Source organism: Nereida sp. MMG025 (assembly GCF_021654165.1).
Taxonomy (GTDB): domain Bacteria; phylum Pseudomonadota; class Alphaproteobacteria; order Rhodobacterales; family Rhodobacteraceae; genus Nereida.
The window spans coordinates 237019-258469 of the sequence record NZ_JAKFZN010000002.1; the positions used below are offsets into that span (position 1 = coordinate 237019).

Here is a 21451-nt window from a genome sequence, read left to right on the forward strand (position 1 = left end):
ATTAAGTCTCCTCTAATGGCAGGGACGACAACATCGCCCCGCAGTCATATTTCGGTGCGTCCGCAAAGAACCCCTGGTCCCCCGCACGCAAGATTTCAGCAGGCATATGGCTTGAGGGCGCAGACCCGTCAGGCCCCGCACTTTCACCAAACAAAAAGATACGAAACTCGGGGTGGATAAACTGCCGCCCGCTGCGTTCGTCCAGCAATGTGCCATCAGGCGCAAAACTCTGATAGGCATATTCAGTGTTCAAAAGGGTTTCACCGCTCACAACCGTGGTGGCCCCTGTCAGGCGGTCAAAGCCTTTGTAGCGACGTGGCTCTTGGCCCACGTATTGCTTGGAAAACTCGTAGGTGTCGATTTTGTCGGCCAGCAGGTCCGTCACACTGGCAGGATCAGGCGCTGGCGTCAGCATGATCTCTGGCACAGGGCTTTGCGAATAGTGGGTCTCAAGCCATTGGAATTCGTGGTCCACCTTGCGCAACCGCAGCAGCCCCAAATCCGTAAACAGGGCCATCCATTTGTCACCTTCAGGCTCACCCTGACAGGTCCACAAATTCATCATCAGACAGCCGCGATACTGCACCGTCAGTTGACCTTCGCAGCCCTCGGGCGGGGTGAAATCCCCCGCAACAGCGCCAGCAGGGGCCAAAAGCCCCGCCACAAACGCGCCGATGATGGCTGTTCTGATCATCTGTTAAAACTTCCTTACTCATCCGTTCGGGTCAGAAGGGCTGACCAATCATGCCAGCCCGTGTCTGACGCATTGCCATACGCCCAGCAGACGCTAGGCCATACATCGATTTTCGGTTACTCCGCCGCCACTGTTGCGCTGGAATTTAAATATTCTAGCATCGCTTCGGCCGCATCACGCCCGTCCTTGATAGCCCAGACAACCAGCGACGCACCGCGCACGATATCACCCGCTGCATAGACGCCCTCAAGACTGGTCGCACCTGTCTGGAAATCGGCTTTGATGGTGCCCCAACGGGTCACTTCCAAACCGTCTGTATCCCACAGCTTCGGCAGATCCTCGGGGCTAAAGCCCAGCGCCTTGATGACCAGATCCGCGTCTTCCACGTAATCCGCGCCTTCAATCTCTTCGGGCATCTGACGGCCCGAAGCATCAGGTGCGCCCAGACGCATCTTGCTGACCATCACACCTTCAACCTTGTCGCCCTTGAACCCTTTTGGCGCGCTCAGCCAGACAAATTCAACGCCTTCTTCTTCGGCGTTCTGAACCTCACGTTGCGATCCGGGCATATTGGCGCGGTCGCGGCGATACAGGCATTTGACGCTCTCGGCACCCTGACGAATAGACGTGCGCACACAGTCCATTGCGGTGTCACCGCCACCGATGACAACCACCTTCTTTCCAGCGGCATTCAGCGTGCCATCGTCAAATTCTTCGACGTCATCGCCAAAGCTTTTGCGGTTGCTGGCCGTCAGAAAGTCAATCGCATCCACAATGCCATCGGCACCCACGCCGGGGGCCTGCAAATCCCTTGTTTTATAGACGCCTGTGGCGATCAGAACCGCATCATGCTTGCCGCGAATGGCGTCAAAGCTGATGTCCTCGCCGACCTTGCAATTCAGCACAAACTCAACGCCACCTTCGGCCAGCTGTTGGTTGCGGCGCATGACCACGTCCTTCTCCAGCTTGAAGCCGGGGATGCCATAAGTCAGCAGGCCGCCTGCGCGGTCATAGCGGTCATAGATGGTCACTTGCACACCTTGGCGGCGCAGCACATCAGCCGCGGCCAGACCACCGGGGCCCGCCCCGATGATGCCTACGCTCTCAGTGCGTTCATGGGCAGGTTTAATTGGCTTGACCCAACCTTCTTCCCACGCGGTATCCGTGATGTATTTTTCGACCGATCCGATGGTGACAGTGCCGTGGCCCGATTGCTCGATCACGCAGTTGCCTTCGCACAGGCGGTCCTGCGGGCAGATGCGGCCACAGATTTCGGGGAACTGGTTGGTGGCTTGGCTGACCTCATAGGCCTCTTGCAAGCGGCCCTCTGCGGTCAGGCGCAGCCAGTCGGGGATGTTGTTGTGCAGCGGGCAGTGCGATTGGCAATAGGGCACACCGCATTGGCTGCAGCGGCTGGCCTGCTCTTCTGCCTTGGCCTCAGCGTACTCTGCATAAATCTCTTTGAAATCTTCTTTGCGTAGATTGGGCGGACGCTTCTCAGGCATGTCCCGCTCAACTTGCGTAAACTTCAACATCTTCTGCTTGGCCATAGGAACCACTCCATTCATCCCACCCGCCCCGTCTATGCCAAGCTGAAGTCGAAGAAAAGGCAGAAATACTGACCTATTTGCAGAAAGTTCATTGGGGCCGCGCACAGCAGGCGCAACATATTGAGTATTAAAGGTCCGTATCGGCCATAAATTAGGACGTTACCTTGTGAATCCAATAAGTTATGGTCCGCGCGAAAAACATCGCTTGGGGTCGCATGTCTCTGTTCCATCTCTTTCTTGTCGCCGTCATTCAAGGCGTGACAGAGTTTTTGCCCGTTTCGTCAAGCGGTCATCTGATTCTTTTGCCTGCTCTGACAGGGATGCAGGATCAGGGCCAGACGATCGATGTTGCGGTCCATGTTGGGACTCTTGTCGCCGTTGTCTTGTATTTCTGGCGCGATGTGAAACTGGCACTTGGCGGAATCCCACGGTTGCTTGTGGGCAAGATCGACACCCAAGGCGCGCGACTGGCCTTTCTTTTGTTGATCGCCACCATTCCCGTTATCGTGATTGGCGCTGTGCTCCATGCCACTGAGCTTGATTTGATGATGCGTGGCGTGGCCCTTGTCGGATGGACAATGATCATCTTCGGGGTCGTGCTTTACATAACAGATCAACGTGGCGCTTCAGTGAAAACCGATGCTGACTGGAGCGTGAAGGACGCAATCATCCTTGGCCTTTGGCAGGCGCTTGCGCTTGTGCCAGGCACGTCGCGGTCTGGCGCAACAATCAGCGGCGCCCGTATGTTGGGCTACACCCGCGAAGATGGCGCAAAGCTCGCTATGCTAATGTCTATCCCCACAATCATCGCAAGCGGCACGCTTTTGGGCGCAGAGGTCGCGGGCCACGCAAATCTTGCGCTGGCGCGTGATGGTGCGATTGCCGCCGCGTTCTCTTGTATCGCGGCGTTACTTGCGCTTGTGCTGATGATGCGACTGCTCAAAACGGTTAGCTTTACACCTTACGTGATTTACCGTTTAGCGCTTGGCACGATCCTTCTGGTCTACGCTTATGCCTAGGCCTTCAGGTTCTTTGCGCTTTCTTTGATCGCGTCATACTGACCGGACGGACGGAAGCGCCACAAGTATTCGGGCAGAACTGATTCAAGCGCTGTCGGTGTAATGCCCAACGTATCAAAGCCCATCATATCGGCTCCGACCACATTATCATTGCGCAAATTGCGCACCTGATCGCGTGTGATCTGCGCAGGGATCAGACCAAGCGAAATCTTGTTCAGCACATCGAAACCAAAGCCCATGACCATCGCCATTCCAAACGGGATGTTCAAAATAAGCTTACGCCGGCGAATGACCTGCAGCATCTGCTGCATCAGTGCACGGAACGCGCTGACATCTGGCCCACCCAGTTCATAGACGCCGGCTTTGGCTTGACCTGTTGCCGCCAAGACCGCTGCTTGGGCGACATCGTCCACATATACCGGTTGGAACTTGGTGTCTGCACCAACGACAGGCAAGATGGGCCCAAGCCGCGACATCGCGGCAAAACGGTTAAAGAATTGGTCCTCTGGCCCAAACACAATGGATGGACGCAGGATCGTGGCTGTCCCAAAATGCTCAAGGACACCTTGTTCGCCCAACGCCTTGCTGTGCGCATAGTCACTTTTAGAGCTGTCGTCCGCACCAATCGCAGAGATATGGACCAGCTGCCCAACACCTTGCTCTGCTGCGATACGTGCGACCCGTTCTGCACCTTCGTGCTGCACAGCATCAAACTTGTTTTTGCCCGCTTCGGCCAAAATACCGACACAGTTGATGACAGCATCCGCGCCATGCATCACCGACGCAACGGACGCATCATCACGAATGTTGCACAAAACAGGTTCGACCTGCCCGACCACACCGTAAGGTTTCACAAAAATCGCCTCATTGGGGCGGCGCACCGCGACTCGGACGCGCCAGCCTTCCTTGGCCATACGACGCGCGATATAGCGCCCAACAAACCCAGAACCGCCATAGATGGTGACGAGCTTTGACATGTGAATACCCCTAAGTTCCCTTGGCTACATGGGGATGTAGCGGGGTGGGGTCATACAGACAAGGTGCATTTCGTCACGCATTTATGCGTAGTGCTGCCAAACCCCTGTTGACAGGCTGCGGGAGTCCTTCTAAATGCCCATCCATCGACACCTGCCCAGGTGGCGGAATGGTAGACGCGCTAGCTTCAGGTGCTAGTGTCCGTATGGACGTGGAGGTTCGAGTCCTCTCCTGGGCACCAAATCCCCAAAATGTCAGGCGCGCTTCAGGCGCAACGCATTCGTTACAACGAAAACGCTTGAAAGCGCCATTGCCCCTGCGGCTAGTGCAGGTGACAGCAGAACACCGATAAACGGGAATAACACGCCAGCCGCCACGGGGATCAACAAGGTGTTGTATCCGAAAGCCCAGATCAGGTTCTGGCGAATGTTGCGCAAAGTCGCATGGCTAATGGCAAATGCATTTTGCACAGCGCTTAGGTCATGGGACATCAACACCACATCGGCGGCTTCAATAGCCACATCTGTCCCGCTGCCAATTGCAATGCCCACATCCGCGCTGGCCAAAGCTGGCGCATCGTTAATACCGTCGCCAACAAAAGCAATTTTACGACCTGCAGCCAGATCTTTGAGTCCAGCAACCTTTCCGTCGGGCATCACATCGGCCACCACATGATCAATGCCCAACTCGGCACCAACTGCCTGCGCAACGCCAATCGCATCGCCCGAGATCAATGCCGTTTGAAGCCCTTGGTCTTTAAGACCTTTGATCATCTGTCGCGCGCTTTCGCGGATTGGGTCAGCAACGGTGATTGCGCCGATCAGCCTGTCATTTTGCGCCACCAAGACGACCGTATGCACGCTTGGCGCAGGCGCGTTTTTGAGGTCGACGCCCTTGTCACGCATTAAGCGGGCATTGCCCACAAGCAACCGATCCTGGCCGATATAGCCTTCAATGCCCATACCTGTGATGGATTGAAACTGCGTAACGGACGGCAGCTTTTGTCCCTTGGCCTTTTCCACGATGGCACGCGCGATGGGATGTTCGGATTGCCCTTCCAGTGCTGCGGCGAAAGCAACTACTTCATCAGTCGGAACAGTGTCCAAAGCGACAACATCCGTAACTTTGGGTGTCCCTTCCGTAAGGGTACCCGTTTTGTCGAAGGCAACGATGTTCACCCCCTGCAGGGCCTGAAGCGCATCCCCCTTGCGGAACAAAACCCCCTTCTGCGCTGCCCGCCCCGTGCCGACCATGACCGAAGTTGGTGTGGCCAGACCCATGGCGCAAGGGCATGCGATGATCAAAACGGATACCCCTGCCACAAGCGCATAGGACAGCGACGGACTTGGCCCCCAGATCAACCATGCCGCAACCGTGAGGCTTGCGACGACCAGAACAGCAGGGACAAACCATGCCGTCACGCGATTGACCAAATCCTGAATAGGCAAACGCGCACCTTGGGCTTCGCTGACCATGGTAATGATCCGGGCCAGAACAGTATCCTGGCCGATGGCCGTTGCGCGATAGCGTAACGCACCTGTTCCGTTGATTGTGCCTGCGGTGACCTTGGCGCCTTCATGTTTGAAGACGGGCAACGGCTCTCCGGTCAGCATACTTTCATCAAGCCAGCTTTCGCCGCTTTCAACGCGCCCGTCGACAGCCACACGGGCACCGGGGCGCAGTTGCACCACATCACCCAACACCACCTCGTCCAGAGGGCATTCAATGACGTCTCCGTCGCGTTCAACCCATGCTGTGTCAGGCCGCAGGCCCACAAGTGCACGAATGGCAGCGCCTGTTTGCCCCTTTGCGCGCGCTTCCAAAAACCGCCCCACGAGGATGAGTGTGACGATAACGGCCGCCGCCTCAAAATAGACAACACGGCTGGCGGTTGGCAGAACCTCGGGTATGAAAAGCGCCACAAGTGAATAAAGGTAAGCGGCACTGGCACCAAGCACGACAAGCGCATTCATATCGGGGGCGAAACGCATGAGGGACGGCACCCCTTTTTGATAAAATATGCGCCCCGGCCACACCAATACGATCGTGGTCAAAATGCACTGGATCATCCAACTGGTTTGCATACCGATGGTTTGATGAATGAAATGGTGAAACGCGGGAAACACGTGCCCCCCCATCTCTAGAATAAAAACGGGCGCCGTCAGCAAAGCGGAAATAATCGCGGCACGCTTGGCTGTTTGCGCTTCGTCATCATGGGCAGCTTGGGTCGTATCGCTGGTAACGCTTGCAGTGTATCCGATACTGTCCAAGGCATCCAAAACTGTCTTTGGGTCCGATGCAAGGCTTGCGATCTGTGCCTGCCCCATTGCCAGATTGACCTGTGCATCGATCACCTCTGGCACAGCTTGCAAAGCGGCCTCAACGCGGCCAACGCAAGAGGCGCAAGACATGCCTTCAATCGCAACGGCATAACGATGCGCGCGCGCAGGCTTGCCCGCTTTTTCGAGTGCGGATTGTAAGGCCACTACATCCTGAGGCGAGGTAATCTGAACCCGCGCTTGTGAAGTGACAAGATTAACGTTGATGTCTTGAAGGCCTTTTACGGTTTGCAAAGCAGCCTCAGCCCGCCCCACGCAAGAGGCACAATTCAGTCCATCAATTTCAAACGTCAGAGCAGTCATTTGCAGGCAGCCTTTGCATATATCCCAATCGACATAAGGTGATCACAGCCCAGAAGGTCAAGATGGCCACCAGCCGCACCACAAAAATCAGAGTTAATCGAAATTGACTCAACGCCGATGAACGCGCTAGAACAAAATAGGAACATTAAAAAGAGATTCGCTAACCTGGGGGTTATCGGTGACGTGTTTAACACAGCACTCTGCCATCACGCGGCTGTCATACGGCGGCCGCGAACGGAAGGTATTATCGCAGGACGCCACCCTGTCAGAGGTCTTTGCGGGGGCGGCAGCCGACGCAAGTGCCCTGGGATTTGTCTTGTCACAACTTCCCGAAAAGGATGCACCTATCCTGTGGGTGCAGGACCGTGTGACGCGGCTGGAATCTGGCGTGCCTTATTTACACGGGATGTCGAATGTTACGCTGATCCAGATCAGCGTTTCACGCGCCCAAGATGCGTTATGGGCCTTGGAAGAAGGGCTGCGGTCTTCCGCGTTGCGTGCCGTTGTCGGCGAAATCTGGGGCGACCCCAAGGCTTTGTCTTTTACAGCAACCAAACGTCTGGCGATGCGCGCCGAGGCCAGTGGCGTGCCATGCTGGTTGGTGCGCCGCGCTGCTGCCGCAAATCTGAGTGCGGCACGCGACCGGTGGCGGCTGAATTCATTGCCCTCAGCCCCAAATCCACACGACAGCCACGCCCCCGGCGATGCACGCTGGCAAGCAGATCTTTTCCGCACGCGGCGGGGCAAACCCACCCAATGGGTTGCCACCCATGAGCGGGCGACGGATCGTGTCTATCTGTCTGCCGCATCTGTCGATCAACAGATGGCAACGGGTGATGGAGCGCACAGGCAACGCGCCGCCAGATGATATCCCTGTCGCATTGGTCACAGAAGGCACGCACGGACCTGTCATACATGATGTGAACCGCGCGGCGCGGCTGGCTGGTATTGCACCTGGCGCGCGTGTCACCGACATGCGCAGCCTTTGCCCGAATCTGCAGATTGAATACGCTGATATCGCGGGCGATCGGGTGACATTGCAAAAACTGATGCTTTGGGCACGGCGCTGGTGTCCTTGGACAACCACTGATGGTGAAAACGGGCTGGTCATGGACACCACGGGGTCTGATCATCTCTGGGGCGGCGAAACCGAAATGCTGCGCGATATCGAAGCAAAGCTTGCCCTGCTTGGGCTAGATGCGCAGCTTGCGCTGGCCCACACATGGGGGGCGGCTTGGGCGCTTGCCCGCTTCGGGGGCGTACGTCAAATCAGCAGGCCCGAAACGCTTGGCCATGATCTTGCGTCATTGCCTGTGGAAAGCCTGCGGCTGAACAGTGAAACATGCCTGTTGCTCAGCCGATTGGGCTTGAAAACGGTTGGTGCGCTGTCTGCGGTGCCCCGCACATCACTGGCCCGCCGTTTTGCGCGCGCCAAACCTGATGGCAACCCCCTGCACCGTCTGGATCAAATCAACGGGCATTTGCCCGAACCTGTGAGCAGCCCCTCTGATTTGCCGCGTTTTGAGGTGCAAGCAAACCTGCCTGAGCCGATTCAGGACCCAAGCCCCTATCTGCCCGATCTATGCCAAGCGATGTGCACACGGCTGGCCGATCAGGGTTATGGGTGTCGCAGCCTGATCCTGACCGTGTTTCGCACCGATGGCGAAATCAGCCAGCTGAGCGTGCGCACCTCAACCCCGAACCGTGATGCAGACCATTTGCAAAAGTTGTTTGGCGACCGCCTCGAACGGATTAACCCCGGGTTCGGGTTTGATTTGATTTCGCTGGAAGCGGGAGACGTGACGCTGATTGATACGGTCCAAACCACACTGGATGGCACAGCAGAAGAGGCGCTCGCCCTTCCACGTTTGATCGACAGGCTGACGGCACGGCTTGGACCGCGCGCAGTGACACGGCCCCAAATCTTTGAAAGCCACGTGCCTGAACGCGCGCAGGGCCAGCTGGCTGCCTTGGCCGATATACCGCCGCAGTCTGCCAAGATCAGAAACACCCGCCCCATTACCCTTTTGCCCACGCCGGAAGAGGTAAAGGTCCTTTATGCCGTGCCAGAAGGGCCGCCTGTGCAATTCACCTGGCGCAAGCAAACATTGCGGATCACGCGCTATGCAGGACCAGAGCGCATCGCCCCTGAGTGGTGGCACGACCGCCCGAATGCACGCCTCAGGGATTACTTCAGAATTGAAGTGCAGGACGGCCGTCGCATCTGGCTTTACCGCGAAGGGCTGCACGGTGACGGGCGCGGCGGCGATCCGCGTTGGTTCATTCACGGGTTTTTCGCATGAGGCAGGGAGACGTTTTCTTGAAAGAAAACGCACCAAGACTTTTCGAAAAGTCTTGGTCGCGGGTGGCCAATGCCTGACGCTGGTCCCACCCACCCCAAGCGACGCTTGGACGGCGATGGCTTCACACCCAACGCCAAGACAGATTATGTCGAACTGGGCGTGACGACCTGCTTTTCGTTTCTGCATGGCGCATCCGATGCTGTTGATCTGGTGCACACCGCATGGGATCAGGGGCATCATGCCATAGGTGTGGCCGACCTGAACACAATGGCAGGTGTCGTGCGCATTCATGCCGAAGCGATCAAGGCACACATGCGGCCCATCATTGGGTGTCGCATCACCCTTGTGACGGGCGAGGCATTTCTGGCCTACCCCCGTGACCGCGCGGCCTATGGGCGGCTGTGTCAGCTACTGTCGAAAGGCAAAACGCAAAAGCTGGATGGCAGCTGGCAGGACAAAGGCGCCTGTGATCTGAACCTTGATGATCTGGTGCAATATGCAGAAGGGGTGCAACTGATTGCGATCCCTTCGGATAATCTGGATCATTTCGAAGCATATCTACCGCGTTTGAAGCGCGCCCTGCCGACGCTCAAACATATTGCGGCCAGCTACCTCTACCGCGGCGATGACCGTGCCCGCATCAATCGCCTGGACCAGATGGCACACGCCAATAACCTCTCCATTTTGGCAACCAACGATGTGCAGTATCACGCGCCCGACCGTCGCCCGCTTCAGGACGTTTTGACCTGTATCAGACACAAAACCACCATCGACAACGCAGGCTACCTACTGGCCGCCAATGCCGAGCGACACTTGAAATCTCCGCAAGAGATGGCGCGCCTTTTTGCCGATTGGCCCCACGCAATCCGCGCCACCCGCGAGGTCGCTGATGCATGCAATTTTGACCTGCGTGAGTTGGCATATGTCTACCCGCGCGAGGTTGTGCCTGAGGGCATAACCCCAATGGCCTATTTGCGTGAACTGACGTGGGAGGGCGCTGCAAAATACTATCCCGACGGGATCCCGCCCAAGACGCTGCAAACCCTGAACAAGGAACTGGCGTTGATCGAAAAGCTGGACCTGCCCCAGTACTTCCTGACGATCCATGACATCATCCGCTTTGCCCGTGAGGAGTGCAACCCGCCCATCCTGTGCCAAGGGCGCGGATCGGCGGCCAACTCGGCAGTGTGCTATGTACTTGGGATCACGGCCGTGGACCCTTCCAAAAACGATCTGCTGTTTGAACGGTTCATAAGCGAAGAACGCAAGGAACCACCAGACATCGACGTAGATTTCGAACACGAACGCCGTGAAGAAGTGATCCAGCACATCTACCGTAAATACGGACGGCACCGCGCAGGACTATGCGCAACCGTCATCCATTACCGCCCGCGCATGGCGATCCGTGAGGTGGGTAAGGTGATGGGTCTGTCCGAGGATATCACCTCGGCCTTAGCCAAAACAGTCTGGGGGCAATGGGGCCGCGAGATGGGGCTGGAACAAGCGCGTGAGGCTGGACTGGATACGAACGACCGCCATCTCATGCGCACCATCAAGCTGGCCGAACAACTGATCGGCATGCCCCGTCATCTGGGCCAGCATGTCGGCGGGTTCATCCTGACCGAAGACGCGCTGACCACAACGGTACCCATTGGCCACGGCGCCATGGCAGACCGCAGCTTCATCGAATGGGACAAGGACGATATCGAAGAGCTGCGCATCCTGAAGGTGGATGTGCTCGCGCTTGGGATGTTGACGTGCATCCGCAAAGCCTTTGATCTGATCGAAGGGCACCACGGGCAACGCTTTGATCTGGCCAGCGTGCCGCAAGATGACCCCGAGACCTATGCGATGCTACGAAAAGGCGACAGCCTTGGGACATTTCAGGTCGAAAGCCGCGCGCAGATGAACATGCTGCCGCGCCTGCGTCCGCGGGCGTTTTATGATCTGGTCATTCAGGTCGCCATTGTGCGGCCAGGCCCTATTCAGGGTGATATGGTGCATCCGTTTTTGCGACGCAGGCAAGGTCTGGAAGAGGAGGTCTATCCGACTCCTGGCCCCGAACATGACCAAGACGAGTTGAAAAACATTCTGGGCCGCACCCTTGGCGTGCCGATCTTTCAAGAGCAAGCGATGAAAATCGCCATGGTCGCCGCCGAGTTTTCACCAGCCGAGGCCAACAAGTTGCGCAAGGCGATGGCGACCTTTCGCTCCAAGGGGTTGGTGAGCGAGCATAAACAAAAGATGGTCGAGCGTATGGTGCGCCGCGGCTATGAGCCCGAATTCGCCGCGCGGTGTTTCAGCCAGATCGAAGGCTTTGGCGAATACGGATTTCCCGAAAGCCATGCCGCCAGTTTTGCGCTGCTGGTCTATATTTCCAGCTGGATCAAATGCCACTACCCCGATGTGTTCTGCGCCGCTTTGCTGAACTCACAACCCATGGGGTTTTATGCCCCCGCCCAGATTGTGCGCGATGCGCGCGAACACGGCGTCACGGTGCGGCCTGCGGATGTGAATTTCTCGGACTGGGACAACACGCTTGAACCGCTCGACGATGGTACGTTCGCTGTGCGTCTGGGGCTGCGGCAAGTTGATGGTATGGGTGAGGCCGCGGCCCACCGTGTGACGGATGCACGCGATATGCCGTTTCATGATCTGGAGGATCTCAAACTGCGTGCCCGTCTGGATGCAGGCAGCATCAAAAAGCTGGCCGCCGCAGATGCGTTCCGCTCTATGGGGCTGGATCGGCGTGCAGCACTTTGGCAATCCAAGGCCATCAAGGACGCGCCTGATCTACCCCTGTTCCAAGACACCCGCGACGAGGGCGAGGATACACCTGTGCAGCTGCCGGTGATGCCACGCTGCGAGCATGTGGTGGCTGATTACCAGACGCTGCGCCTGTCGCTCAAGGCACACCCGCTGTCATTTATGCGCAAGAGCATGACCAAACAGGGATTTTCCAACACGCTGGATTTGCAAAATATGCGCAATGGGACACACCTCAAAATGGCAGGGATTGTGCTGATCCGTCAGAAACCTGGCAGCGCCAAGGGTGTATGTTTCATCACGCTTGAGGATGAATTCGGCGTAGCCAATGTGGTGGTCTGGCCCAAGATGGTCGAGCAATTCCGCAAGGTGGTGATGCAAGCCCGCCTGCTGCAAGTGACGGGTTATGTGCAACGCGACCATAATGTGATCCACGTTGTTGCCACGCAGCTTGTGGATCGCACCGATGCGCTGGACCGCCTGAGCCAAGATCCGATGCAAGTGCCTCTTGCCCGCGCCGATGAGGTCGTTAAACCGATCGTAGGGGATAGCCGGCGTCACCCTCGCAACGTGCGCGTCATCCCCAAAAGCCGCGACTTTCACTAACTTGCCCCAATCGCGCAAACCGCCTATGCCCTTTTTGACACCGCAAAGAGGCTGACACGTGACAAATACGCTTTACCAAAACGACCTGCCCGATGATCTGGATCTTGGTCCGATCGTGGCCATTGATTGTGAGACCATGGGGCTGAACCCCCACCGCGACCGCCTCTGCGTGATCCAGATGTCGGGCGGCGATGGCAACGCCCATCTGGTGCAGGTGGAAAAAGGCCAGACCGAGGCCCCCAACCTGTGCCGTATGCTGGAAGACCCCAACGTTCTCAAACTCTTTCACTACGGTCGCTTTGACATTGCTGCGATGTATCACGCCTTTGGCGCGCTGACGGCCCCTGTCTATTGCACCAAGATCGCCAGCCGTTTGATCCGCACCTACACAGATCGCCACGGCCTGAAAAACCTGCTGCAGGAATTGCTGCAGGTCGATATCTCGAAACAACAACAAAGTAGCGATTGGGGCGCGCCTACGCTGACCGATGCACAGCTTGACTACGCGGCCAGCGATGTTCTTTATCTGCACCGCCTGCGCGAAGAGTTGAACATCAGGCTGGAGCGCGAAGACCGCATGGACACAGCGCAGGCCTGTTTCGATTTCCTGCCCACACGTGCCAAACTTGATCTGGCGGGCTGGCCAGATACCGACATCTTTGCCCATTCCTAAGGACACATAATGACCGATTTCAAAGTGATGGGTCAGGACGTGATCCGTGAAGAAGCCAATGCGCTGGACACGCTGGCAGATCACCTTGGCGACAGCTTTGCCGACGCGGTCAACCTGCTGCTGGAAACGAAAGGTCGTGTGATTTTATGCGGCATGGGCAAATCGGGGCATATCGCGCGCAAGATCGCCGCGACCTTTGCAAGCACGGGCACGCCCGCGCAATTCGTGCATCCCGCCGAAGCCAGCCACGGTGATCTGGGTATGATGGCGCAGGGCGATGTTGTTTTGCTGCTGTCCAACTCGGGCGAAACGCCAGAACTGGCTGATGTCATTGCCTATACCCGTCGCTTCCAAATCCCCCTGATTGGGGTGGCCAGCCGCGCGGATAGCACACTGCTCAAACAATCTGATGTGGCTTTGGTCCTTCCAAAATTGGGGGAAGCCTGCGGCACCGGGGTTGTGCCCACCACATCAACCACAATGACCCTGGCGCTTGGCGATGCGCTGGCCATCGTCTTGATGAAACACCGCCAGTTCACGCCCGCCAACTTCCGCGATTTCCACCCTGGCGGGAAACTGGGCGCACAATTGTCGAAAGTATCCGACTTGATGCACCACGGCGACGCGATCCCGTTGACGGAATTCAATACCCCGATGAGCGATACCTTGCTGACCATCAGCCAAAAGGGGTTCGGTGTGGTTGGCGTGACGGATACGGATGGCTACCTTGTTGGCATTGTCACCGATGGGGATTTGCGCCGTCACATGGACGGCCTGCTGGATTTAACGGCAGGGGATGTGATGACCAAAGCGCCCAAAACAATAGAACCCGACGCACTGGCCGAGGAGGCCGTAAGCCAGATGAATGACCGCAAAATCACCTGTTTGTTTGTTGTGGATGAAGCCCGCGACAAAACACCGATGGGCATCTTGCACATTCATGACTGTCTGCGGGCGGGTCTGGGTTAAAGTGGCCACCTACGACAATAGCTATTCAAGACTTGTCGCTTGGATGAAAATCATCCTGCCTGTTTTCGCGATTGCCCTGCTATCGCTGCTCTTTCTTTTGGCAAAACCGTCTGAGCCGATCAGCAATGTGCCATTCACGGACGTTGATGTAGACAGCATCGTTGCGGATCAGCGCATCTCGTCTCCGTCTTTTGCGGGGCTGGCAGAAGACGGAACCTCTATTCGTATTGAGGCCGCAGACGCCAAACCCGACACAAACATGAACGGGGCGTTGACCGCACGCGATCTGACCGCGCGTATCGATTTGATCGGGGGCACGTCTATCGAAATGGAAGCGGCCATAGGCCAGATAAATAGCACAGAAAATACTGCGCTGTTTGGTGGTGGCGTGATCGTCGAGACAACCAGCGGCATGCGTCTGACCACTCTAACGCTTATCGCGGGATTGGACAGCGGCTTTGTCGAAACCCAAGGGGCCGTCGAGGGGACCAGCCCGATGGGTACGGTGAACGCAGGAAAAATGCGACTGGAGCGCGCGTCCAACGGGACACATCTTCTGGTTTTTCAAGATGGCGTTCGCCTGATATACCAACCATAGTTTTGGGGATTCTTTTGTTTTGAAACGTTTTGCTGCCATCTTGTCTGCCGCGCTTTTGTTCGCGCATCCGTCCTTCGCCCAACAAGTCGCGTTTGGAGGTATTGCAAATGATCCATCCGCACCTGTCGAAGTGACGGCCGACCAGCTGAGCGTTGACCAAAACAATGGGTCAGCGATTTTTGAAGGCAACGTTATCATTGGTCAGGGTGCCTTTCGGCTGAGCGCGGGGCGCGTCGTGGTGATCTATGCCGCTGGCAGCCAGAAAATCGACCGGATGGAAGCAACGGGCGGTGTCACACTTGTCAACGGCGGAGAAGCAGCCGAAGCGGACCGCGCGGATTATTCGATTACAAACAATTCGATCACCCTGCGCGGCAATGTTTTGGTAACGCAGGGCCAGAATGCACTGACGTCGGATTCGATGGTGCTGAACCTCGCAACCGGAACGGCCCAAATGGATGGGCGCGTCAAAACCCTGTTGAACACGGGACAGAATTGATGCCTTTGGATCTACAAGTGACCGAAGGAAGCGCGGGACTACAAATCAAGAACCTGCGCAAAAGCTACCGTAAAAAGGTGGTCATCCGTGATCTGACAATGGAATTAGGCCGTGGCGAGGTTGTCGCCCTTCTGGGCCCGAACGGGTGTGGCAAATCCACCTGTTTTTATTCCATTGCGGGCCTTGTGACACCCGAAGGTGGCCAGGTCATGATTGACGGACGCGAGGTGACCAACCTTCCGATGTATCGTCGCGCCAAACTGGGCATAGGCTATCTGCCCCAAGAGATGTCAATTTTTCGTGGTATGAGCGTTGAGGACAATATCTCTGCCATCTTGGAAATTTCCGAACCAGATCGCCATAAACGGCGCGAACGGCTAGAAGAGCTGTTGTCTGAATTCTCGATCGAGCACTTACGCCGCGCCTCTGCATTGGCGCTGTCGGGCGGCGAACGGCGCCGCGCCGAGATTGCACGGTGCCTGGCTGCAGACCCGAAATACGTTTTGCTGGACGAACCTTTTGCAGGCGTTGATCCCATCGCAGTTGGCGAAATCCGCAGCCTTGTTGCTGACCTCAAAACACGCGGCATTGGGGTTCTGATCACCGATCACAACGTGCGCGAGACGCTTGAAATCGTTGATCGTGCCTACATCATGCATGACGGTAAAATCTTGATGAGCGGGACAGCCGAAGACGTCGTAAATGATGAAAATGTGCGCCGCGTCTATTTGGGCCAAAACTTCCGAATTTCGTAGCGCGACGTTGAAATGGGTTGACAGTTGGCCCTTGTCTGACGCCAACTGATATCGATGACAGCGTTACTCACCACTACGAGACGACAGTATTCGATGGCGACACAACGCTGCCTATCGCCCTCACCCTAGCAGGTTGAACACAAACGTCCTTTGGGGCGTTTTACGATCTGCTGCGACTCATTTTTGGAGGACATATGCGCTATCAAATCTCAGGCAAACAAATTGACATCGGTGATGCTTTGCAAACCCACGTAAAGCAGGAACTCAATGGAATTGTTCAGAAATATGCGGAACGACCGACCGATGCGAATGTGGTATTTTCAAAAGATGCCCATGAATTTGTCTGCGAAGCGACAGTTCATCTGTCGACGGGTTTGACAGCGCAAGCCAGCGCACATGCGACGGAAATCTATGCTGCTTTTGACGGATGCGGCGAAAAGATGGAAAAGCAATTGAGGCGCTACAAACGGCGGTTGAAAGATCATCACAACGCTCGTCGTGAACCTGTTGAACAATTCGGTGCTTCCTCGTATATCCTCGCCGCAAGCGAGGGAAATGACGACGCAGAGCCAGAAACGCTCCAGCCTATGATCATTGCCGAAACAGAGACCAAAGTTGCGTCTTTGTCAGTTGGTGAAGCGGTCATGCAGATGGAGCTGTCTGGTGCGCCAGTTGTTGTTTTTCAAAACGAAAAGAATGCGGCCCTGAATGTGGTGTATCGCCGGGATGACGGCAACATCGGATGGATCGAGCCCAAAACATAAGGACGCTGGCGGTTTCCGTCGGCATACACGCGATGGACCTTTCAACTATCCTCAAGCCGGAAGCCGTTAAGGTCGTCTCTGCGATTAGCAGCAAGAAACGCCTGTTCCATGATCTGGGTGATATCGCAGAGTCCTGTTATAACCTTTCGGCATCCAAACTTGTGGATGCCCTACAAGATCGTGAAGCGCTTGGACCGACTGGTGTGGGGGGCGGCGTCGCCCTTCCCCACGCCCGCCTTGATAACATCGAAGATGTTTTGGGTGTTTTTGTGAAATTGGAAAAGCCGATCGACTTCAGTTCGGTCGATCGCCAGCCTGTCGATCTGGTCTTTGCGCTATTTGCGCCACAAGATAGTGGCGTATCTCATCTCAAGGCGCTTGCCCTTGTGTCACGCACGCTGCGCGAACCATCCATTTGTGCAAAACTACGCGCAAATGCAGATGCGTCCACGCTACACGCAATTCTGACATCCAGCCAGAACAGCCAAGCTGCCTAAGCTAGGTTTTGGCCCAAGGGCCGTAGCCAAAGCTCATATAGTCGCGCTGATAGGCATCCCGCGCTTTTCGCTCAATCTCTTCGTCATACACCTCTTCGAGGGAAAATGGTGCGTCCACGCGGTCGTCGTGAAGCATCGGCGCCGTGCAGCCTGTCTGCGCGGCAAGACCGGCCAAACCCTCCTCCAGACTGTCTTCACGCAAAATGGCGTCGGGCGGTGCAAATTGCGCGAACCCCTGGATTATATTGATCTGCGATGCCCAGTTGGGATCGATACGAACACTTGTTTGCCCGTTTAGGTTGGCTTTGACGAACTCCAGAAAAACACCAAAAGCGGTCTTATGCTGCGCCAAATCATAGTTTGCAGGATCGTCCGGTATCGACAGATCAAACACCTTTTCCAAGGTTGCACGAATGGCGGGAAAACTGCCATCCCCTGCACCAATAATGCGATCACAAAACGCGCGGTGTGCACGCACAACGGGATGCCGAACCACAGTAAATGTGCGGTGTCCTTTTTGATTTCGTTTCCATTGGCGCAAGGTCTTTTGGCTTAGGTCTCGCAATAAATCACCACGGGTGACACCGTCCAAATCAGCAAGCCATTGATTGACGGCCCGATGCGGCCCACTGGCAATCGGCATATAAAGCAACGGCGATTTGGAAGACCCGATATAGCTTGGGATGGCCGCAGGGCGGCGTGGCTCAAAATTTGGCGTCTGACCCAGATTGAAGTGATCAACCCGCGACAAAGCCGCTTGCATTTCGGGATAGTTTTCAACCTTATCCTCCAACGCCGCGGGGTTTTGTTTTTTCAGCGCTTTTGACAACGCTTCAAGCTGATGGTCAGACCCAAGGAACCGACCAAGTCCATTGACCACCTCAAGAGAATTTATGTCCTCATAAGCGATATAGAACGCGGTTTGGCCCGTCGTCTGAAGGCCGTTTTGCAAATGCAATTGAAAGGCCCGAAGCTGTTCAAGATGATCTTCAAATTCGGCGCGGTCAAAGACAGCCTTTGCTTTGCGACGATGCGATACGTTGGTGAGTTTCCATTGCCCCGTCGTTTTCGCAATTTTCCACGACACATAGCTTTCGAGCGGATTACGGGTCAGGATGATTTTCGCCACCGACGGATCATTTAGCACCGTTTCAAGGATGCGTGGATCATGGTCGTGAAAGTAGCGAAACCCGTTGATCCCTTCCGCATCACGCACCGCATCAAGAAGCTTTTGGGGATCTTTCTCGCGCTCGCGCTGGTTGACGCCAAGGATGCTCGGTTCGTTCGGATACCCGATAAAGTGGGGATTGAACGCTTCGCCGTGACAGCTGATATCCTCGAACAAATTCAGGTTTGTTTCGAGAAAGTTAGACCCTGTGCGCATCTCTGCAAAAAGGACAAACGACGAAAATCGACCAGTCATAGTTATTTCACCAAGTACGGTTTGCGCGACTTAACGCTGGAAGGTGGTTCAACATCCGTCACAGGAAAATCGCCCATCAAGTAGGGGTGCATTCCTTGGTTCTTCAAGTTTTGCAAAAACTGTCCAAAACCAGTCATATCAACCATGCGCGGCACTTCGGTTAGGCGCCGTGACGGTTTCTGCCCCATCTCGTCAATGATCGCCTGAAGCGGCTCCATCGGTGCTTCGATAAATTCGGCCAAGGTCCAAATGCGCACTCGCGCTTTGGCCCACTGGCATTTGAACACCTCAAGATATTTGCTTTCAATTTTTTGAAACTCTGCCGCTTCTTTGCGGATTTCACTGAAATTTCGGTTCGAGGCAAAAAGCGGTAAGGCCCACGCGCCCGAGATCACCGAAATCTGGGCATTCGGATCAAGCGCCAGCTTCCAATTCAGATCCTGGGTATCGGCGGGACCGTATTGAAAGCATTGCCGTTCGCCACGCGTGTTCCAGATCAAACTCGTTAGAAAGTCCTTTGGCGCGTAATCGCGCACGATTGCACTGTCGCTAAGTGCTCCGGTAAACGCGGTTTCCCCGTTCGCAAATTCTACCCGATCCGGGCCAAAAAGATGGCCATGTGCGCGGACATTCGTTGCACGCTGAAGCCAATCTTCGAAATCTTCAAAAAGCTCTGTGAACCCTGAAAAAACTGAATAGGGGCTGGATGTGATGCTCCCGTCGGCACCATCAAAGGGGAAGCGCCCCTGCATATAAAGCCCTTTGCGCCCACGCGTCCGACGCTCAACCGCTTTGGCGAAAATACGATCAATCTTTGCGGGCGCAGGCTCTGCCCGCAGGTTCGGGTCCTCAGGCGCGTTCAGAAATGTCTCGTAAAGCTTATCGGCAAACGGCCATATCTTGCGCGCCACAAAGCAATCGGAGCGGCGCAACAATTGCAAATGATCATCATAGAAAATATGTGGCTTACCTTGAAAATCGAACTTCGAAAGGGTGAGCGAGCGGCTTTCGATTTTGCGCGAATAGATACGCGCAAGCGTTTGAAAATAGCTTTCGTCGGGAATCCAAACGCGCTTGAAAAACCTGTCATACGTCCCGCGCTCTGGGTCTTCGAGAATGGCCGACAGCGTCTGGCGCGTCAAACACCACCACTGTGATCCCATATGCGGAATCAATCCCTTGGGTATCGGGCGCTTCAGCCGCAGCTTGCGCTGCACCCAAACATAACGATCAAAGAGGTATCTTTGGTTTTTCCACGAAAACGGAAACCGCAGCGTAAACCGTTCAGCGCTCAGCCCCCCCACCGTCCATGGCACGTCTTGGGTGGTGGCACTTTCAATGAAGTCCGTGTTTGGGCGGTCTTCAAGATAGCTGACAAGTTCGGAAATCGGGCGCAGCGGCAGGCATGACCCTGAGGCCAGATAGACGTGGCGCACCTGTTGATGCGTGTCCAAAAGCTGGCGTGAGGCAAGCTGTGTTGCCTGCACAATACCCCAAGTGCCCCACTCACAGCGTTTGCGCTTGCTGAAAGAGATTTGATCAAGGTCGCCCAGATTTGCTTTGAAAGCCGCAAAGTCCGAAGCGGCGACACTTGCATCAACATGGATGACAACAGGGCATCCGCCCTGAACCCAATGGCGCGCAACTTGCTCGGCCCGATTAAGGGCTGTGTGCACAAGCATGACAACACCGACGCTCATGCCCAGTTTCCTTTGGACATCAGACCCAAAATCTCAAGCTGTCGCCAGTTGATGTATTTTTCGGACCACTTACACCACAAATCAGGCTCGTCCTGCATTTGTGCGGCATATGCTTTGTATTCATGGCTGGCCGCATAGTGCTGCTTGCGCTCCAGTTCTTCGGCGGCTTTTTCGCCAAAGCTATCCAGAAACTTCGCGTGAAGAAGGATGCCCGTTGCCTTTTCACCGCCCCTTTCGTCGTAGGTCAGGTTCAAGCCCCGTGGCAGCAGCATATGGGTCGAGCTGACATAGGCGTAATGCCTGCGCCATTTGACCAGCGGTGTCTTGTTCAAAGCAGGTGCGCGTTTAGGATTGTCCGCAAAAAACATGCGCATCCTGGGACCACCCTGAATCCAGAGGTTTCCAAATTTCTCGTTTTTGGAGATCGTGTAATTGCCCGCATCAAACCAGTTCAAAACCTCCATCGGGTCTTGCCCCTCGCTATAGCGCGAATGGTTCAGCGGCCCTTTGGGATACATATCAAGCAACATTGTGCTGAAAGAACGAATTGATGATGCATCCAGCCAGTCTGTCAATGCGCGGATCGGGCGGGTGTCGCAGAACGGATAGATAAAGAATTCATCACTATCCACCGTCAGGCACCAATGTCCCGAACCGTATTTTGATTGCAGATAGTTCAACCAGTCGACACCAAAGCGCGCACGCTTGTAGCTGGCGTTGGTTGTCCAAAGCGAGACATCCGGCTGCGTTTCAAGATATTCGCGACTGCCATCGGTGCTGCCGTTGTCGACGATCACAAAATGGCTGATGCCTTTGTCGCGGTAGTAATTCAGGAAAAATGGCAGTCTTCGCTTTTCGTTGCGCAACGTGGAAAACAACAACACATCGCCAGATGAAATCGCTTTGGTCCGGTTTTGAACAGGTTTCAGCTCGCGTCGCTTCCGAAGCGCGCGAATACGCCAACGTTTCCGCTGAAGTCGCAAACGATATGACTCGAGTAAGCCCAATTCCTGCCTTT

18 protein-coding genes and 1 tRNA gene are annotated in these 21451 nt (G+C 55.7%); 12 read left to right on the forward strand and 7 right to left on the reverse strand.

All coding sequences use genetic code 11. From position 1 onward, the window contains the following. Position 1: 1 nt before the first annotated feature. Together L1065_RS07265 and L1065_RS07270 are read right to left on the reverse strand one after the other, a co-directional pair. Positions 2-694, reverse strand: coding sequence for a hypothetical protein (locus tag L1065_RS07265; protein WP_237094799.1), 693 nt, complete (start codon positions 692-694; stop codon positions 2-4). A gap of 116 nt (positions 695-810) precedes the next feature. After that, positions 811-2244 (reverse strand): NAD(P)-dependent oxidoreductase, encoded by a 1434-nt coding sequence (locus L1065_RS07270; protein WP_237094800.1) that lies wholly within the window; start codon positions 2242-2244, stop codon positions 811-813. A 215-nt stretch (positions 2245-2459) separates the two neighbouring features. Between L1065_RS07270 and L1065_RS07275 the strand changes: the two genes are divergently transcribed. Further along, entirely contained in the window at positions 2460-3263 is an 804-nt protein-coding gene (locus L1065_RS07275) for an undecaprenyl-diphosphate phosphatase (RefSeq protein ID WP_237095182.1), read from the forward strand. On the opposite strand, the gene L1065_RS07280 is transcribed toward L1065_RS07275, so the two are convergent. Then, positions 3260-4240, reverse strand: a complete 981-nt coding sequence (locus L1065_RS07280) for a complex I NDUFA9 subunit family protein (protein ID WP_237094801.1) — start codon at positions 4238-4240, stop codon at positions 3260-3262. The genes L1065_RS07275 and L1065_RS07280 overlap by 4 nt on opposite strands. Positions 4241-4393: 153 nt before the next feature. Here L1065_RS07280 and L1065_RS07285 point away from each other — a divergent pair. Beyond that, positions 4394-4479: transfer RNA gene (locus L1065_RS07285), tRNA-Leu, on the forward strand. A 13-nt stretch (positions 4480-4492) separates the two neighbouring features. Here the strand turns inward: L1065_RS07285 and L1065_RS07290 are convergent. Further along, positions 4493-6880: a heavy metal translocating P-type ATPase gene (locus tag L1065_RS07290; RefSeq protein ID WP_237094802.1), complete on the reverse strand. Its 2388-nt coding sequence runs from the start codon at positions 6878-6880 to the stop codon at positions 4493-4495. A 178-nt stretch (positions 6881-7058) separates the two neighbouring features. On the opposite strand from L1065_RS07290, the gene L1065_RS07295 reads away from it, so the two are divergent. The 10 genes from L1065_RS07295 to L1065_RS07340 all read left to right on the forward strand — a co-directional run bounded on the left by L1065_RS07295 (position 7059) and on the right by L1065_RS07340 (position 17310). Beyond that, entirely contained in the window at positions 7059-7748 is a 690-nt protein-coding gene (locus L1065_RS07295) for a hypothetical protein (RefSeq protein WP_237094803.1), read from the forward strand. Positions 7749-7761: 13 nt separating this feature from the next. Beyond that, entirely contained in the window at positions 7762-9183 is a 1422-nt protein-coding gene (locus L1065_RS07300) for a DNA polymerase Y family protein (RefSeq protein ID WP_370641157.1), read from the forward strand. Positions 9184-9252: 69 nt separating this feature from the next. Further along, positions 9253-12555, forward strand: coding sequence for an error-prone DNA polymerase (locus L1065_RS07305; protein WP_237094805.1), 3303 nt, complete (start codon positions 9253-9255; stop codon positions 12553-12555). Positions 12556-12613: 58 nt separating this feature from the next. Then, on the forward strand, positions 12614-13228 hold the full coding sequence (locus L1065_RS07310) for a ribonuclease D (protein WP_237094806.1): 615 nt from the start codon (positions 12614-12616) through the stop codon (positions 13226-13228). A gap of 9 nt (positions 13229-13237) precedes the next feature. Further along, positions 13238-14197 (forward strand): SIS domain-containing protein, encoded by a 960-nt coding sequence (locus tag L1065_RS07315; protein WP_237094807.1) that lies wholly within the window; start codon positions 13238-13240, stop codon positions 14195-14197. A gap of 43 nt (positions 14198-14240) precedes the next feature. Then, a complete protein-coding gene (gene lptC / locus L1065_RS07320; protein ID WP_237094808.1) occupies positions 14241-14795 on the forward strand; it encodes an LPS export ABC transporter periplasmic protein LptC in 555 nt (184 codons plus the stop codon). A gap of 19 nt (positions 14796-14814) precedes the next feature. Continuing rightward, entirely contained in the window at positions 14815-15294 is a 480-nt protein-coding gene (lptA, locus tag L1065_RS07325; protein ID WP_237094809.1) for a lipopolysaccharide transport periplasmic protein LptA, read from the forward strand. Continuing rightward, positions 15294-16049: an LPS export ABC transporter ATP-binding protein gene (lptB, locus tag L1065_RS07330; RefSeq protein WP_370641149.1), complete on the forward strand. Its 756-nt coding sequence runs from the start codon at positions 15294-15296 to the stop codon at positions 16047-16049. Before lptA ends, lptB begins: the two co-directional genes overlap by 1 nt. A 194-nt stretch (positions 16050-16243) precedes the next feature. Further along, positions 16244-16813 carry a ribosome hibernation-promoting factor, HPF/YfiA family gene (gene hpf, locus L1065_RS07335; RefSeq protein WP_237094811.1) on the forward strand — a complete coding sequence of 190 codons (570 nt, stop codon included), beginning with the start codon at positions 16244-16246 and terminating at the stop codon, positions 16811-16813. Positions 16814-16845: 32 nt separating this feature from the next. Then, positions 16846-17310 carry a PTS sugar transporter subunit IIA gene (locus tag L1065_RS07340; RefSeq protein ID WP_237094812.1) on the forward strand — a complete coding sequence of 155 codons (465 nt, stop codon included), beginning with the start codon at positions 16846-16848 and terminating at the stop codon, positions 17308-17310. Between the two features lies 1 nt (position 17311). Here L1065_RS07340 and L1065_RS07345 read toward each other — a convergent pair whose 3' ends face one another. The 3 genes from L1065_RS07345 to L1065_RS07355 are packed head-to-tail and all read right to left on the reverse strand — an operon-like array spanning position 17312 to position 21416. After that, positions 17312-18733, reverse strand: a complete 1422-nt coding sequence (locus tag L1065_RS07345; RefSeq protein WP_237094813.1) for a sulfotransferase family 2 domain-containing protein — start codon at positions 18731-18733, stop codon at positions 17312-17314. 2 nt (positions 18734-18735) lie between these two features. After that, the gene (locus L1065_RS07350) at positions 18736-20433 is read right to left on the reverse strand and encodes a beta-1,6-N-acetylglucosaminyltransferase (protein ID WP_237094814.1); all 1698 of its coding nucleotides are present in this window, start codon (positions 20431-20433) and stop codon (positions 18736-18738) included. Beyond that, positions 20430-21416, reverse strand: a complete 987-nt coding sequence (locus L1065_RS07355) for a glycosyltransferase family 2 protein (RefSeq protein ID WP_370641150.1) — start codon at positions 21414-21416, stop codon at positions 20430-20432. Before L1065_RS07355 ends, L1065_RS07350 begins: the two co-directional genes overlap by 4 nt. Positions 21417-21451: the final 35 nt, after the last annotated feature.